This window comes from Enterococcus sp. AZ140, assembly GCF_051714405.1.
Classification (GTDB): Bacteria; Bacillota; Bacilli; order Lactobacillales; family Enterococcaceae; genus Enterococcus_B; species Enterococcus_B pernyi.
In genome coordinates, this window is the sequence record NZ_JBIORU010000001.1 from 2,322,364 (window position 1) to 2,337,779 (window position 15,416).

General features: G+C 38.6%; 14 protein-coding genes and 2 other annotated features. Of the genes, 1 reads left to right on the forward strand and 13 read right to left on the reverse strand.

The window, feature by feature from the left end:
- Nucleotide 1: 1 nt before the first annotated feature.
- The 8 genes from IGJ39_RS10675 to IGJ39_RS10710 form a co-directional block, all read right to left on the reverse strand.
- A complete protein-coding gene (locus IGJ39_RS10675) occupies nt 2-520 on the reverse strand; it encodes a hypothetical protein (RefSeq protein WP_195273247.1) in 519 nt (172 codons plus the stop codon).
- 326 nt (nt 521-846) lie between these two features.
- A complete protein-coding gene (locus IGJ39_RS10680; protein ID WP_438764660.1) occupies nt 847-1,179 on the reverse strand; it encodes a hypothetical protein in 333 nt (110 codons plus the stop codon).
- 2 nt (nt 1,180-1,181) lie between these two features.
- Complete coding sequence (locus tag IGJ39_RS10685; protein ID WP_438764662.1) at nt 1,182-1,736, reverse strand: hypothetical protein; 555 nt, start codon at nt 1,734-1,736, stop codon at nt 1,182-1,184.
- 198 nt (nt 1,737-1,934) lie between these two features.
- Entirely contained in the window at nt 1,935-2,516 is a 582-nt protein-coding gene (locus IGJ39_RS10690; RefSeq protein ID WP_019723609.1) for a polymer-forming cytoskeletal protein, read from the reverse strand.
- Between the two features lie 155 nt (nt 2,517-2,671).
- Complete coding sequence (locus IGJ39_RS10695) at nt 2,672-3,199, reverse strand: histidine phosphatase family protein (protein ID WP_260697720.1); 528 nt, start codon at nt 3,197-3,199, stop codon at nt 2,672-2,674.
- Nucleotides 3,200-3,303: 104 nt separating this feature from the next.
- Nucleotides 3,304-4,818, reverse strand: a complete 1,515-nt coding sequence (locus IGJ39_RS10700; protein WP_065096057.1) for an Lsa family ABC-F type ribosomal protection protein — start codon at nt 4,816-4,818, stop codon at nt 3,304-3,306.
- A gap of 251 nt (nt 4,819-5,069) precedes the next feature.
- Entirely contained in the window at nt 5,070-6,170 is a 1,101-nt protein-coding gene (locus tag IGJ39_RS10705; RefSeq protein WP_065096058.1) for a glycerate kinase family protein, read from the reverse strand.
- Nucleotides 6,171-6,229: 59 nt separating this feature from the next.
- Nucleotides 6,230-7,120 carry an oligosaccharide biosynthesis protein Alg14 gene (locus IGJ39_RS10710; RefSeq protein WP_065096059.1) on the reverse strand — a complete coding sequence of 297 codons (891 nt, stop codon included), beginning with the start codon at nt 7,118-7,120 and terminating at the stop codon, nt 6,230-6,232.
- A gap of 295 nt (nt 7,121-7,415) precedes the next feature.
- On the opposite strand from IGJ39_RS10710, the gene IGJ39_RS10715 reads away from it, so the two are divergent.
- Entirely contained in the window at nt 7,416-8,780 is a 1,365-nt protein-coding gene (locus tag IGJ39_RS10715; protein WP_062804822.1) for an amino acid permease, read from the forward strand.
- Nucleotides 8,781-9,060: 280 nt separating this feature from the next.
- Here the strand turns inward: IGJ39_RS10715 and nhaC are convergent, their stop codons facing one another.
- The 5 genes from nhaC to IGJ39_RS10740 form a co-directional block, all read right to left on the reverse strand.
- Nucleotides 9,061-10,473 (reverse strand): Na+/H+ antiporter NhaC, encoded by a 1,413-nt coding sequence (gene nhaC, locus IGJ39_RS10720; RefSeq protein WP_065096060.1) that lies wholly within the window; start codon nt 10,471-10,473, stop codon nt 9,061-9,063.
- A gap of 409 nt (nt 10,474-10,882) precedes the next feature.
- Nucleotides 10,883-12,088, reverse strand: a complete 1,206-nt coding sequence (locus tag IGJ39_RS10725) for a M20 family metallopeptidase (RefSeq protein WP_065096061.1) — start codon at nt 12,086-12,088, stop codon at nt 10,883-10,885.
- 23 nt (nt 12,089-12,111) lie between these two features.
- On the reverse strand, nt 12,112-12,951 hold the full coding sequence (locus tag IGJ39_RS10730; protein ID WP_065096062.1) for a MetQ/NlpA family ABC transporter substrate-binding protein: 840 nt from the start codon (nt 12,949-12,951) through the stop codon (nt 12,112-12,114).
- A gap of 15 nt (nt 12,952-12,966) precedes the next feature.
- A complete protein-coding gene (locus IGJ39_RS10735; protein WP_023520129.1) occupies nt 12,967-13,647 on the reverse strand; it encodes a methionine ABC transporter permease in 681 nt (226 codons plus the stop codon).
- A 1-nt stretch (nt 13,648) separates the two neighbouring features.
- On the reverse strand, nt 13,649-14,722 hold the full coding sequence (locus IGJ39_RS10740; RefSeq protein ID WP_065096063.1) for a methionine ABC transporter ATP-binding protein: 1,074 nt from the start codon (nt 14,720-14,722) through the stop codon (nt 13,649-13,651).
- A 63-nt stretch (nt 14,723-14,785) separates the two neighbouring features.
- Nucleotides 14,786-15,025, reverse strand: a binding site (T-box leader).
- Nucleotides 15,026-15,064: 39 nt separating this feature from the next.
- Nucleotides 15,065-15,299 (reverse strand) — a binding site (T-box leader).
- Nucleotides 15,300-15,416 lie beyond the last annotated feature (117 nt).

Below are 15,416 nucleotides of genomic sequence, written 5' to 3' on the forward strand. Positions count from 1 at the left end.
ATTATAAACCTCCGTAATAATATTCAATTATTTCAGTAGGTGTTTCTATTCCATTAGGAAATTCTCTTACTTCTATAAAATACTTGTCTTCAGTTTTTTTTCTACCTATATCGACATTGTAGCGCCATTTATTTGTTTCTGCGGATTTTACTCCCAAAGTTGCGATATGCTTGTTAGAGTTATTCAAATTAAAATGTACTTCTAAAAAATTCATTGGACTTACTGTATATCCAGTAAATTCTATTTTCTCAATATCTGTATACTCTCTGATACTCAACATTCTTTCTAAGTATTCTTCGGTTGTTATTCCCCCATCTTTTTGGTATTCCTCTACAATTTCCTCTTGTTTCTTTGGATCTTTCTTGTAGAGCCGATAATTGTTATACACATAGTTCGCCAAATCTTTCTGTATTTCCAGCAATTCTTGGCGATCTTCTTGTCTCTTATCCATATACATTTTTCCTCCGATTCCTCCTAAGATAATGATCACTAACACACCTAGCCAATACCGTTTCTTCATATATCCTCCTTTCAGACTTCTTTTAGTTTTATATATAATCAGAATAAGCTTCTTACTTATTCTGGAATTTTTTATGTTAGATACAATCTTTTTTATTGAACGCTCTGATTTTGATAGTTATGTATGTCCACGATAAAAATTAATTATTTCAGTAAGTACTTTGTCATTGCCTTTGATTATTGCGACAAGAAGTTTGCTTTAGCTCCACCTACTGAGTACCCTGTCGATGAAATCGTATAACCCTCTGACTTTGGGTAATGTTTTTCAATTTCACGGGCATAGTTCAAAGCGGAGAGAAATGCTCCATTTTAGTGTTTATTGTTTCCTCAAATTTCAACGAAGTTTGTATGCCAATCTTTGACCGAAGTCGTGCCAGCATAGGTAATCGTAAGATTTTTGGTGATGACGGAGTCGGGGAAACCAGGTACTTTTCTTAATTGCTGTTCATTATAACCAAGATATTCCTCTTTTATTTTAGCAACTACCATTGCTTGCATACTATTTTTCTTTGGCTTAGATTCATTGCCGATTTTGCCTTTATTTGTATCTACTGTGTTTATAACTATATAATCTTGATTCTTACCAATTTTATTATTCACTACAATATTTCCTTGCTCAACTTTAGAAGCTCCATCAGAAAAATCTCTATTTTTATCCATAGTTACACCCTCCCATGATAAAAGACAACTTTTTCATTAGGTATTTCGTTTACATCAGGTGTTTTTTTTACTTCTATATAATATTTATAATATTTATTTTCTGATTTTTCTATTCCTATGTCGATATTATATATCCAGTTAGCAGTCTCAGAAGATTTAACACCTAATGTTGCAATTTGTTTATTTGAATCATTTATCACAAAATGTACCTCTAAAAAATTCATCGGGCTAATCGAATAACCCGTAAACTCAATTTTAATTATCTCAGTATACTCTCTGACCTCCAATAATGCTTTCAAATATTCTTCCGTTGTCATTTCTCCTTGTCCATAGTCATATTTCCTGAAGACTTCTTCTTCTTTCCCTCGGTTGTTTATATAGAGCCGATAATTGTTATACACATAATTCGCCAAATCTTTCTGTATTTCCAGCAATTCTTGAATATCTTCTTTTCTTTTATCCATGTAGATCTTTCCTCCGATTCCTCCAAAGATAATGACCGCTAATACACCTAGCAAAACCCGTTTCTTCATATATTCTCCTTTATTTAAAAGCATCTTTTACTCCATATTATTTTCTAGCATGTAGTTATTCTCTTTTTAGTTATGTACGTCTTTTCTGCTGAATCGTTTTTATGTAATCTTTCTCACGATTCATAAGTTCGTATCTCTAGGATTGATACGATATGTTTTTTAATGAAAAAAGACATCTAAAACAGAAGATTTTCTGCTTTAGATGCCTTTATTATCCTACGATTATTCGCTAACTGTTACGTCGCCTGTTACTGATGCGTCGTTTTCGTCAAGTTTTGCTGAATCTTGGTATTCTTGTTTTTCAAATGTTACGTTACCCTCTACTTTTGCTCCGTCTAATACAAAGCCATTCGCTTTTACAAGTACGTCACCTTTGATTGTTCCGTGAACGATATTTGTGTTTTCTGATTCAACGATCAATGTTGGAACAGTGATTGTGTATTCAGCAGTTACGTTACGGTCATCGTCTTGTGAGTACAAAGCAATTTTACGGTAGATGTCTGCACTTGCATCATCTTTGTCATGGAATTCGCCTGCGATAGTTACATCATTTGAGAATGTCACATCACCTGTTGCTGCAACGATCCAGTTACCGTCAGCTGACATTGCTTTTTCTAAAACAGCTGGATCATCACTGATTGAAGCTGTTGATACAACATCTGCTGAACTTTCTGTTGTACTTACTTCTGTTGTTGATGAAGCTGAACTAGAATTAGATGAATCATTGTTGTCAGCACCACAAGCTCCTAAAGCCAAAAGTGCTGTTGCTGTTAAACCTAATAAAGATAATTTTTTTGATAACATTAAATTTCTTCCTCTCTTTTTGTATTCCTATGAAATTATACCATGAAAGCGTACTTATGTGAAATAATCTTCATGAAAAGAAAAAATATTTTATATAGTAGAAAATTTACGATAACATCCTCTAGTTATTCTTGTTACGCCAAGAATAAAAACAGCTAGTCAAAGGTAACTAATTCCGTATTTTCAACAAAAAAGTCAAAGAATGTGTCATTTGGCATCGGATGAAAATAGGCATTGATGATTCGGATCAGTGCATTATGGCAAACAAGCAAGTAGACATTGTCCTCATCTTCTAAGCACTCTTTCAATAAAGGAGTGATCCGTGCATACACATCTAAAACCGATTCCCCATTTGGAAAACGTACCGCAAAATTTTGGCGTGCACGTTGAAAGTCTTCGTCTTCGCTAGGACGCCCATCATAATCCCCAAAATCCATCTCGATCAGTCGTTCATCCACTGTCATAGGTAGATTAACTTTTTTGGCTACCGCTTGTGCCGTATCTCTTGCGCGTTGCAAAGGGGAATGGATGATCTTGGTGATCGGTATTTCCAAGTTTGCAACTTTTTCAGCGAGTTTTTCTGCTTGTTCTTTACCTTTTTCTGTTAATTCGATGTCTGCATGGCCACAAACTAAGCCTTGAGCATTCCAAGTCGTTTCGCCATGTCTAGTAATATATAACATTAGATAACTCTCCTTTATTTTATGCTCTTTCAATTTTATCATACAATTTCAGTCCAAATGGATCATCTGCTTGGAATCGACGACGTTCGATTAGCCTTAGTGATTCAAATGTGTGTTTCTCTTCTTCTCAAGTCGATTCTTTTCGTTGCGACTTTTTCTAAGAATCGCTGGTCATGGTCGACGATCAACATCGCTGGTTTGACTTGTACTAAAAGCTGCTCGATTTGTTCTTGATTGAACACGTCCAGATAATTCAATGGCTCATCCCAGATATAAAGATCTGCGGATTGTGCAAATGATTTGGCTAATTCCACTTTTTTTCTTTGCCCCATACTCATGTTTTCAATGGAGGTATGAAACACGTCTCTTTCCATTCCTAATTTACGAAGATTATTTAAAAAGAGTTCCAAGTCTAGCTGATTCTTTTGCGCAAAATCTGTTAATGATCCGGTGTTATCTTCATAGTTTTGGCGAACATAACTGATGCTGATTGTTGCCGGACGTGTGACATCCCCCTTGGATTGACCAGTAAATTCCCCAAGTAAATACTGGATGATCGATGATTTACCACTACCATTAGGTCCAGTTATTGCCACACACTCTTGTTGCTCGATGCTAAAGCTGATAGGATCGAATAACATCTCTTCATAGCCTAATTGTAGATTTTCTACTGTCAATAAGCGTTTATGATGCGACTGATTTGGGCACATGTTCAATGAATCGATCGACTCTAGATCTTTCAGTAATTTCTCTTTCTCACTAATTTGAGTTTCCATCCGATTGACGATCGCTTTTGAACGTTTCATTGTACGAGCAGCATCCGCTCCAATTGCGCCACGATTGACACGCCGTGCTTCGGTATCAATAAAGCCAACACGTTTTTTTGTTTTGTCTCCTTCTCGAGAGTTAGCCCACTCCGCTTTTTCAGCTGCGGTTTTTTTCAAACGTCCGACTTCTTTTTTGATTTTTTGGTTTTGTGCTAACTCAAACTCATCTTTTCTACGCTTTTGTTCTTCGTAGACGGAATAATTTCCTTGATAGATCACTAATTGACTTTTTTCGATGACCAAAAGATGGTCAACGACTTCATCAATAAACTGACGATCATGACTGACAACAATAAACCCTTGTTTTTTATTATTCAGGTATTCAGCTACTTGCTGACGCCCAATCACATCTAAGTGATTTGTTGGTTCGTCAATCAGTGGAAAATGCAGCTCATCGGTAAATAAGAGAGCCAGCAATACTTTTGTTTTTTCTCCGCCGGAAAGGGAATCGTATGGGCGCCAAAGAATTTCCGGATCTGCCTGCATCAACATCAGCTCACGCTCGATCTCCCATAACTCACCATCTGAAACTTCTAACAACACATCATAGGTTAGTCGATTCGTTTCCCTGACCTGTTGTGGAAAATAGACAAATTCTTGTTGATGGGTCACTTGTCCTTGATAAGGTAGTTTGTTTTGCAAAATAGTTAATAACGTCGTTTTGCCACGACCATTTCGACCAATCAGTCCTAATTTCCATGTGGAATCAATATTTAAGTTTGCTTGATCGAATAACAGATTGTCTTGGCTGTCATAGCCAAACGTCAATTGTTTGATTTCGATTTTAGACATTTATCTTCACCTCGTTATAAAAAAGACCAGTCCTATTTTCAGAACTGGTCAAAGAAGATGAGTACAAAAAGAGACCCACTCATTGAAAGTAGCCAATTCTGAAAATCTGCATACTATCCCCTTGAACGAACAAGGTATAGTTAAAATGCAGCTTCAACAAATTGACTTACTTTTTCAATGCGCGGATCCCTCACTTTGTCTTTATTTGCCACTAGGTTACCATAGGTGTTTTAAGACTGTCAACCAATAAATTATTGAAACAAGCCACTGATTGCCTGTGAAAGCAGTCTGACGTTCTCAAGTGTTTCTTGATGATCCAATGCCTTATCAAGAGAAGTTGGGCCAGTTTGGATACTAAATACACTAGGAAGAATCGTCGTTAATTCACCTAAATCTTTTTCCCGACTCCCACAGAACGCTACAACTTTTTTGTTGTGTTTTTTTGCCAAAGAAGCCACACCATAAGGCACTTTCCCATGAATTGTCTGTTGATCGATCCGTCCTTCTCCTGTAATCACGATATCGGCTGATTTGATTTTATCTTCTAAGTCTACTAACTCAGAGACAGTCATAAAACCTGCTTTCATCGTAGCCCCGACAATGGCTAGAGCGCCTCCGATTCCACCAGCTGCGCCACTGCCAGCGAGTTTATTCAAATCAATTGCTGTGCTTTCCTTGATTTGTTCAACGACCTTTTCTGCTTGGGCTTCCAAAAATGCTAGAGTTTCTGGTGAACCACCTTTTTGTTTCCCAAATAGTTGAGTCGCCCCCTGTTTGCCAGTGTAAGGACTCGTAACGTCCGCTGCGATCGTCAATCGTTGCTCGATTCGCTCTAATTGAGAGACGTCGATTGTCTCGATAGATAACAAAGGATTCCCTTCTGTAACGCCATTTAGTTTCGCCCCTAATGACTGCAATAAACCCAAGCCTCCATCAGAACAACCGCTACCACCTAATGTTACGATAACTTCGTCTACTTGCTGATTCAAAGCATCTTTGATCAACTCTCCTAAACCAAAACTTGAAGCTAACCGGATCGTTTGATCTGTCGGTTCGGTCAACAAGTCCAATCCAATGACTTCCGTCGATTCAATGATGGCTAACTGACGGTTCTTTTTTTGTGTCAGTAAATAACGACATGCTTTTTTCCGAAAGAGCAAATCCGGACAAAAAAGTGTTCGCCATTCCCCGCCTAAAGTAGCGTAAATCACTTCAGCGGTTCCTTCGCCACCATCTGCGATGGGTTGATTGACTGTTTGTTCCGCTTCCCCCCAGCCTTGCAATGCTGCTTGGTTGAGTTCAATAGACGATGCGCTACCTTTAAACGAATCGATTGCTGCAAGTAATTTCATTCTGAGACTCCTTTTTCTGCGATGATTGAACAACGTGTTTTTCTTTAACTATATCATATCTAACGTGCTTCAATACCGCTATATTCATAGATAGAAAATACTTTAGGATCATAATCGATAAACCGCTGTGACCAATTTTCTACATCAAAAAATTCGATGATCTCACGATCGACGGTTTGATAAGGGCTATTTAAGAAGGCAGGAAGTTCCTCCAAATTCCTTTCTTCCAACAAGAAAATATTTTGTGGATTGTAGAAACGATACCCGGAAATTGCTTTGTTATCAGTGACTAATTTTTTTTGGAAGAAAATAGATTCAAATGTTCGTAAAGTCACACCACTTTGACCTTCTCGCAACAATTCCAAAATACCGGTCGAACCATTCGTCTTTTGCAAATATTCTGTATAGGTCAGATACCCTTCTTGATCATTTCCACGACTTGGTAAAATATAAAAGTTTGTTGAAATACCTAACTGTTCAAATGCGGCTTGATAATCATCTGCTCGTTGTTTTCTGCCGTTATCAGTTGCTCCAAAGAACAGATCAGTCGTGACTTCAGCTTTTGGTAATTCCATCTCTTTTGAATAAAAAGAACTATTGTGTTTAATCCCTAACTCTTTTGCTTCTAAAATATCAAAATGGTAAATGTCATCAATTGCTGGTTCTGCTTCTGCTTTCTTCAATAATTGAAGGTGTTCTTCTTTAAAATGGTTCCAAAAGAAGAGGATGATCTTCGCATTTGTGTACGGTCGAATACGAGAAGCAAATGCCACATCAAATCCATAATCTAAAAAAATAATTAGTTTATATTGATCGAGTTGCTGTTGGAACGATGACATAAAGGAATCATCCATCAAATCTTTTGCTGAGATGACGTCCATTGTTTGTACGTATGGGAAAAAATATAACGCCTTATTTTTCGCTATAAGCAATCGTTCGTGTTGGCTCATAGTTATCAACTCCTTATTTTTACTTACTCAAAACAAACCTATTAATTATGGGTTTCCTCTTATAATAGCCCTGTATGAAAGGAAAAAGCGAATGAAACGCTTTCGTTTCAAGTTATTTTTTATAGAAATATAACAATAATTATCAAAACAGATAAGAGTTCTATGATTGTTTCATTAAAAATTACAAAAAAGTTTTCAGAATAGTTGTAATTGTCAGACAATTTGTTATTATAGAGAATATTATTTTATAACCTACTTGTTTTTTCATTCATGTTTTTAGAAAAGAGGGTTTTTGATGGAAAGTACAGAACAAACAAAATTAAAAAAACAGCTAAGCTCCAGACACATCACGATGCTTGCTTTGGGTGGTGCAATTGGTGCTGGTTTATTCAAAGGAAGTGGTGAAGCCATTGGAATCGCTGGTCCTGCGGTCTTACTTGCTTTTTTGATTGGTGGTGGTATTTTATTTATTGTGATGAGTGGTCTAGGTAAGTTAGTTTTAGACGGTGGGGATACACAACATGGATTATCTGGCTTGATCCGCCCTTATTTAGGTAATCATTCTGCGGACTTCGTCGACTGGGTCTATTATTCCATGTGGATGATCAATATCATCGCTGAGGCTGTAGCAGCGGCTTCATTTTTACAATTATGGTTTCCACATGTACCCGCTTGGTGTTTCATTTTACTTTTAGCTATTTTAACGACCTTGATCAACCTTTATTCCGTTCGTTTATTCGCCGAAACCGAATATTGGTTAGCTTTTGCGAAGATCAGTGTCATCATCTTGATGATTCTTTTCGGGTTATATCTCGTCGGACAACAAATGTTAGGAACTGGAATTTTTCCTACATTAAGTCAATTGACTGATCACGGTGGCTTTACTCCCCATGGATTAAAAGGGGTCGTTAGTTCATTACTTGTCGTTATCTATTCATATGGCGGGTCAGAATTGATTGCAATTACTGTCAGTGAAGCGGACGATCCTAAAAAAGCCATACCAAAAGCGATAAAAGGGGTCATGGGCCGAATTGTTTCCTTCTATATTATTCCGCTTTTCTTATTGCTGATTCTTTTCCCTTGGAATACTTTAGCTGGTTCTGCGGTTAGCCCGTTCGTCTTGGTGTTTGAACAGATGAATATCCCTTTTGCTAGTGATATCGTGAACTTCGTCATTGTCTTGGCACTCTTTTCATCGATCAATTCTGGCGTTTATGCTTCTTCTCGCCTCTTGTTTTTCCGTTTGAAAGACAAAAAAGGCACCGCCAAGAAACTGGCAAAGTTGAACAAACATTATGTGCCACAACGTGCTGTATTATTTTGTACCAGTGTGCTATATCTAGGTGTCATCCTTTCCTATTTCGTAGGTGACAAACTTTTCGGTTACTTAGCTGGTTCCCTTTCTTATACGGTACTCGTGATTTGGCTAATGATCAGCGCTGCCGCTTTTCGTTTAGCATTGAAGAAAGGCACTTGGCAAGCCAAAAGTTTTAATTTATTTGCTTTGATCGCGTTAAGCTTGATCTTGATTGGGATACTCATGACAAATTCAATTGGTGTAACGGTCTTGACAGCTTTGTTATATGCGGTGATTTTCTTTAGCTATCAAAAGAAAAAAGATGTCTTTGCGATAAAAAATGAGCCTTTTTCTTCGATTTGATTGATGATAAAGATAGATAACTAAAACTTCCCCATGAACCAGCTAGAAAATACGAGATCACTTGATGGATCTTTGAGCTTTCTAGCTGGTTTTTATTAGTCTTTTTAGAGAACTTTGAGCCTGAATGAACCATTCGTCCAAAAAGATCCCCCTCGTTTTTTTTGTAACGACACTTGAACAGATGTTGTTTCACTTCATCGATACGTTCACTTGATGAATCAATCCATTGATTATCCAAAAAAAATAGCCTCCCGCTGATTGGGTGACTATTTTTTTGAATTTATATCGTTTCCTTCACAACGTTCAATTGTTCCTGCTTTTCTTTATTTTTTGCAATACCTAAACCAGTAATGGCACTGACCATCGAAAAGACGGGAGAAAGCAAACTGAAAAATACAAATGGTAAGTAGGTCATCGTTGGTATTCCAAACGTGCTGGCAACAAAACTACCGGCAATCCCCCAAGGAATAAGGTAATTGATGACTGTCCCTCCATCTTCTAAGGTACGACTCAAAACAGTTGGATCAAGTCCTGCTTTTTTGTATGTTTCTTTGAACGCATTTCCTGGTAAGATCACAGATAAGAACTGTTCACCGATAAACAGATTGACACCAATACTTGTCATTAGTGTCGTAAAAATCAGTTTAGGTGTCGTCGTCATTTTCTTCGATACTACTTCCATAACTGTAGAGATCAACTCAAATTCGATCAATAAACCGCCTAATGAAAGCGTTAGAATAATCAAGGACACTGTAGGCATCATACTTTCGATCCCACCGCGGCTAAGTAACGCATCGATTTGCGTGTTTCCTGTTTCAGATAGAAAACCAGATTCGAGGACTGTCGCTAGTCCTGAGAAGGAAGTGCTTGGATCTTGGATAAAAATCATTCCAACTGCTACGGCAATATTCAACAGGATCGTTAAGATCGCTGGAATTTTTTTCCAAGCACAAACCAACATCAAGAATAAAGGGATTAGAGACCAGATCGAAATCGTAAAGTTGTTTTCTAAAATAGTTGTTACATTTTGGATTTCTGTCAAGCTGGCACCTTTATCTGTATGTCCTAAAAATGCAAACAAAATCAAAGAAACAATAAATGCCGGAAGTGTTGACCACATCATATGTTTGATATGTTTAAATAGATCCGCATCAACAATGGCTGCTGCCAGATTTGTCGATTCAGATAATGGCGACATCTTATCTCCAAAAACTGCCCCAGAAACAATAGCACCGACAACTAATGCGGGGTTCAATCCCAACGTTGTGCCGATACCGAAAAAGGCGATACCGATGGTTGACATGACAGTAAAGGCACTACCGACTGCACTGCCGACAATGGCACACACAACAAAAACGGAAGGCACAAACCAGGGGACACTAATGATGTTAAAGCCATAGACCATCAACGTTGGAATGATGCCAGCTTGGATCCAGACCGCAATCAATGCGCCGACTAAAATAAAGATAAAGATCGGGATGATCCCCGGTTTGAGACCATTGATGATTCCTTCATGTAATCGATCGGTTGGCTGTTTCTTCACTGCTGCGTAGACCATGACCATACCAATAGCAATCAAAATCGCGATATTCGGTGAAATCTTAAAGCCAACTACTCCGGCTGCTATCGTTGCAACGATAATTATTAATACACTCACTGCTTCTATAAAACTAGGTTTTTTTATTTTTTCCATATCCATTCTCCTTTTTTAAGTTTGTTACGTCTTAAAAAAGCTTCGATATCGAATGACTCCGCCACAATTCATCTGCGTTTCCTCCCTAAAAAAAAGACAAAAAGATCTGTTTTCAACTAAGGACGAATTTCTCCGCGGTACCACCTTAATTAAAAACAGATCTGTTTTTCACTTTGATTTGAATGATTTAATTGTTAAAACTTTTCCTGTAATTCATAGAATTGGCTTGGTCGGTTCGCAGCAACCACCGACTTTCTGAACAAAACACCAAAACTACTACTGGGTGAAAAGTGAACTTTCATGAAGTTTACCTGCATCTGTCCAATTTGTCAATCTAAATGTATTTTTTCTGAAAACAAATGTTTTGATTCATCACGATCTAGTCCTTTCACCCATCCATCATTTTCCGTTATTTTTTTGCAAGTATTGCTTGATGCTCCTGCTTTATTTTATCTAGAAGTTCTGGCTTTTCAAATAGATCTAATGCAGTATTTGCCAATAGTTCAGCAGCAATAGCAATCGAAGCTAGTCCTTTTTCACTGCGAGCAGCTGCTTTAAATTCTTCCGAATGACCGGCGATATATTCATCAGCAATCGAGACAGTTGGTTGGATCGTCGGAATCACATGACTCACGTTACCAACGTCAGAAGAACCTAGACTTGTTTGTTCTTTTGTTTCGATTTCTTCCTCAGGTACACCTGCTGCATTCGCATGGCTGAAGAACAGCGCATCAAATGAAGGTGTCACGATCACATCATCGACAGAATTTTGGAACAACCCAAATTCATAACTTGTTCCCGTACTCAAAGCCGCCCCTTTCACAATATTTTCGACTTTTTGATACACCTCATTCAATGTCTGACGATTTTTTGCTCGCAAGTAAAATCGACCCGCTGCATATTCAGGAATCACATTTGCAGCAACCCCACCATCCGTGATGATCCCATGGATATTGACGTCTTTTGGCAGTTGCAGGCGCAACGCATTGATTCCATTAAACACTTGAATCAACGCTTCTAAGGCATTCACTCCTTTTTCTGGTGCGGCAGCCGCATGGGAAGCAACGCCATGAAACTTGATATCTACTGGATCATTGGCTAACGATTCTGTCGTTTTACCGTAACGATATGCGGGATGGACACAAAGGGCCGCATCCACATCTTCAAAGAAGCCTTCCCGTACAAAACTTCCTTTAGCTGATCCGTTTTCGCCTCCCTCTTCTCCAGGTGTGCCATATACCCGAACCTCTCCACCGATCTCAGCAATTCGTTCGCGCAAGACACTGGCAGCTAAGACAGAATACGTACCAAACAAGTTGTGTCCACAAGCATGACCGATTCCTGGTAAAGCGTCAAATTCTGCTAAAAAAGCAATCGTTGGTCCTGGTTTTCCTGAAGCGTAACGAGCATCAAATCCTGTTCGATGACCAGCAACATCTTTTGTGACAGAAAATCCTTCTTTTTCTAATTGTTTGATCAAGGCATCTGAGGAATAAAACTCATAATTACTTACCTCAGGATGGTCATGGATATCTAGTGCTAATGCTTGATATTCAGTTAATCGTTGCTGGATTGCTTCCTTAAAAGAATGTGTTGTTAAAGTAGATGTTGTCATATTGGCTTCCTCCAGTTTGCTTTTTATTTTTTACCAAATGTTTCCCAGGCAGGTACGCTTGATCCTTTTGATGTTTCTTCGATCACTTTTGCTGTTTCTTCCGTTTGATAGGTGTCAACGATCTTTTGATAGATTTCGTTATTTTCATCTTCTTTTCTTGCTACAATGATGTTGACATATGGTCTGGCGCTGTCATCGACAGGTTCTAAAAAGATAGCATCACTCGTTGGGTTCAATCCTGCATCGACTGCCACACCACTGTTGATCACTGAAAGATCCACGTCATTCAATGCACGAGCTGTCTGTGAGGCATCCAGTTCAGAGATGTCTAGGTTTTTTGTATTTTCAGTGATATCTGAAGTAGTCGGTGTTTGCCCTTTCGCTGGATCAACTTTGATCAAACCAGCTGTTTGTAGCAACAGCAACGCACGTCCACCATTTGTGACGTCGTTAGGAATAGCAACTTTTGCGCCATCCTTGATATCATCAATGGATTGGATCGTATTGGAATAGATCCCTAAAGGTGCATTCACTGTGTTGCCGATCGAGACTAGATCCGTTCCGTGTTCCGTATTGTAATTGTCTAAAAAGAATTGATGTTGAAAAGCATTGAGATCGATCGAGCCATCTGCTAATGCAGCATTCGGTTGATTATAGTCGGTAAATTTCACGTATTCTAAGTCAATATCTTCTTTTGCTAAACGTGCTTTGACATCATCCCAAACGTCAGTGTCCTCTCCAATGATCCCAAGTTTTACTGTCGTTTGTTTGTTTGTGTCTGTTTCGGCATTTCCTTGGCTACAGCCAGCCAACCAAATAAGTGCAACAAAAGCGAGTACTGTATAACGAATGATTTTTTTCATGATGATTCCTCCAGTTTAATGTGATATTTTTTTGATCAATAAATTGCTGATCCATTGACTTAAGAAAACAAGGATCAAGATCAACAAAGTGGCGACGATCGTCACGTCTGTTTGAAAACGATTATACCCACGAGAAATAGCTAGGTTTCCTAATCCTCCTGCCCCAACTGCTCCTGCCATTGCAGTCAAGCCAATGACATTGATGATCGTCAATGCAGAGACACGAATGATCCCTGGCAAGCCTTCGATCAAATAGACTCTAAAAACGATTCCTATTGGACTGGTTCCCATTGATTCGGCTGCTTCAATCACTCCAGGATCTACTTCTAACAACGCATTTTCCACTTGTCGAGCGAAAAATGGCACAACACCAAAGATCAAAGGGACTAAAGCAGCTTTCGCACCGATCGTAGTACCGACTAAAAAGCGAGTCGTCAATGCCAGTAAAGAAAGTAAAATGATAAAGGGAATCGAGCGGACCACATTGATGACCTTGTCTAGCACCTCATAAAGCAAGCGATTTTCAAGCAATCCTTGGGGCCGTGTCACAACCAATACGATCCCAAAACCAAGACCGATCGCACCTCCGATCAACGCGGTCCAAAAAGACATATACAACGTTTGTTTCGTCGCTTCAATAAATTCATCGGGTATCAAATAGACATTGGGTAAATAGGTTTCTAAGAAATGGGTCATATCAGCGTCCTCCTTGAATCACTTTCATTTCCTTACTTGCGCCATTTTTTTGTAAAATCGTTGCTTGTACACCGGATTCAATAAGATAAGCCAAGGCTTTTTCTCGTTGATGGATCTCTCCTGATAAAGTAACGATCAATCGTCCTAATGGGGTTTCTTGTAATAGTTCTACATTGCCGTATAAAATATTCGCAATGACTTGGTATTTGCTATAAAGTTGTGCGATCAACGGTTCATTCGTTTGTGTGCCCACATAACTCAATTCCACTAACCATTTATTGGTCAACTGATCTGCAAAAGCACGATGCGAGCGAATCGTTTCTAATGCTTGGTCAACGTGGGTGGCTGTTCGGATAAACTCTTGCGTCAAAACTTCTTTTGGTGCACTGAAAATCTGAACGCTACTTCCCTGTTCGATCACTTCCCCGTTTTCCATCACAGCTACTTTGTTGCAGATTTCTTTAACGACTTGCATCTCATGTGTGATCAAAACGATCGTCAATCCTAATTGCTGGTTCAGTTTTTTCAATAAAGCTAAAATCTGATGGGTCGTTTTTGGATCTAAGGCACTCGTTGCCTCATCACAAAGTAATACTTGCGGATCACTGGCTAATGCACGAGCGATAGCAACTCTTTGCTTTTGTCCACCTGAAAGTTGTTTTGGATACGCAGTAGCTTTTTCTTCTAACCCGACTAATGTTAGAAGCTCATTAACTTTTTGACGACGCTCCTGTTTCGATTTTTTCGTATATTTCAACGAGAAATCGACGTTGTCAAAAATCGTGCGACTTTCCATTAGGTGAAAATGTTGAAAAATCATCCCGATCGATTTTCGTTCTTTTCGTAATTCTTTCGGGGATAGTTTTCCTAGCTCTGTTCCATTGATGATGACTTTGCCACTTGTTGGTTTTTGTAACAGGTTCATGACACGAACCAGCGTACTTTTCCCAGCACCTGAATAACCTACGATCCCGTAAACATCCCCTTTAGCAATCGAAAGATCCACCTGTTTCACTGCCTGGATCGTCTTTTCTTTTTGTTGGAAAGAAACATTTATTGCTTGTAATTCAATCATTTTTACTCCTCCTTCGGTTTGACGATAAAAAAAGGCATCCTCAAGAAAATGACTCATCACTTTCTTGAGGACGCCTTTTTGCGTGTTACCACCTCATGTTCAAGTTACACTTACATGTAACTCCTCTTCGAGTACAATCATACTCTAGCAAGCTAACGGTTGCGACCGTCACCGTCTCACAATTTTGCTCGGGGTGAATTGCTCAATAGCCATTTTCCAAACATGCCACCTTGCTTCTTCTCAGCTACCGAAGCTCTCTGTTAAAGGTTTTTGTATTTGTACTTACTATTTCAACGCAAAAAATATATAAAAAAAATCCTTTTATCAGCATAAATCTACTGATAAAAGGACGACGTATCGTGGTACCACCTTTATTCGGAAGTTTCCTTCCCTCGATCCAACATCTCTTGACGAGAGATTGGTTGTCCGTTTTAACGGTCAGACATTTCCGAACTTGCCTACTTATCGACAAGTTATTCTCCAAGGCCATTTTTCAACTTTTCTTACTTGACTCTTTCCACCAACCAGAGCCTCTCTTTGAAGTTTCCAAGTTTACTTTCCTTATCAACGAATCCATATTTTGTTGTTGAGAACACTTTATCTAAGTGAAAACAAAAAGTCAAGCAAGAAATTTAAAAAAATATGCACTCAGTCGATTGATCAATAAAAAAATCGTTGGTGGCACTGGATTTCC

What these genes read in the sequence shown, in the direction of transcription:
- IGJ39_RS10695 (WP_260697720.1), bottom strand. Translation starts at nt 3,199, where the DNA reads ATGTTATATATTACTAGACATGGCGAAACGACTTGGAATGCTCAAGGC.
- IGJ39_RS10680 (WP_438764660.1), bottom strand. Translation starts at nt 1,179, where the DNA reads ATGGATAAAAATAGAGATTTTTCTGATGGAGCTTCTAAAGTTGAGCAA.
- IGJ39_RS10735 (WP_023520129.1), bottom strand. Translation starts at nt 13,647, where the DNA reads ATGACCCATTTCTTAGAAACCTATTTACCCAATGTCTATTTGATACCC.
- IGJ39_RS10710 (WP_065096059.1), bottom strand. Translation starts at nt 7,120, where the DNA reads ATGAGCCAACACGAACGATTGCTTATAGCGAAAAATAAGGCGTTATAT.
- IGJ39_RS10705 (WP_065096058.1), bottom strand. Translation starts at nt 6,170, where the DNA reads ATGAAATTACTTGCAGCAATCGATTCGTTTAAAGGTAGCGCATCGTCT.
- IGJ39_RS10740 (WP_065096063.1), bottom strand. Translation starts at nt 14,722, where the DNA reads ATGATTGAATTACAAGCAATAAATGTTTCTTTCCAACAAAAAGAAAAG.
- IGJ39_RS10690 (WP_019723609.1), bottom strand. Translation starts at nt 2,516, where the DNA reads ATGTTATCAAAAAAATTATCTTTATTAGGTTTAACAGCAACAGCACTT.
- nhaC (WP_065096060.1), bottom strand. Translation starts at nt 10,473, where the DNA reads ATGGAAAAAATAAAAAAACCTAGTTTTATAGAAGCAGTGAGTGTATTA.
- IGJ39_RS10725 (WP_065096061.1), bottom strand. Translation starts at nt 12,088, where the DNA reads ATGACAACATCTACTTTAACAACACATTCTTTTAAGGAAGCAATCCAG.
- IGJ39_RS10730 (WP_065096062.1), bottom strand. Translation starts at nt 12,951, where the DNA reads ATGAAAAAAATCATTCGTTATACAGTACTCGCTTTTGTTGCACTTATT.
- IGJ39_RS10715 (WP_062804822.1), top strand. Translation starts at nt 7,416, where the DNA reads ATGGAAAGTACAGAACAAACAAAATTAAAAAAACAGCTAAGCTCCAGA.
- IGJ39_RS10685 (WP_438764662.1), bottom strand. Translation starts at nt 1,736, where the DNA reads ATGCTTTTAAATAAAGGAGAATATATGAAGAAACGGGTTTTGCTAGGT.
- IGJ39_RS10675 (WP_195273247.1), bottom strand. Translation starts at nt 520, where the DNA reads ATGAAGAAACGGTATTGGCTAGGTGTGTTAGTGATCATTATCTTAGGA.
- IGJ39_RS10700 (WP_065096057.1), bottom strand. Translation starts at nt 4,818, where the DNA reads ATGTCTAAAATCGAAATCAAACAATTGACGTTTGGCTATGACAGCCAA.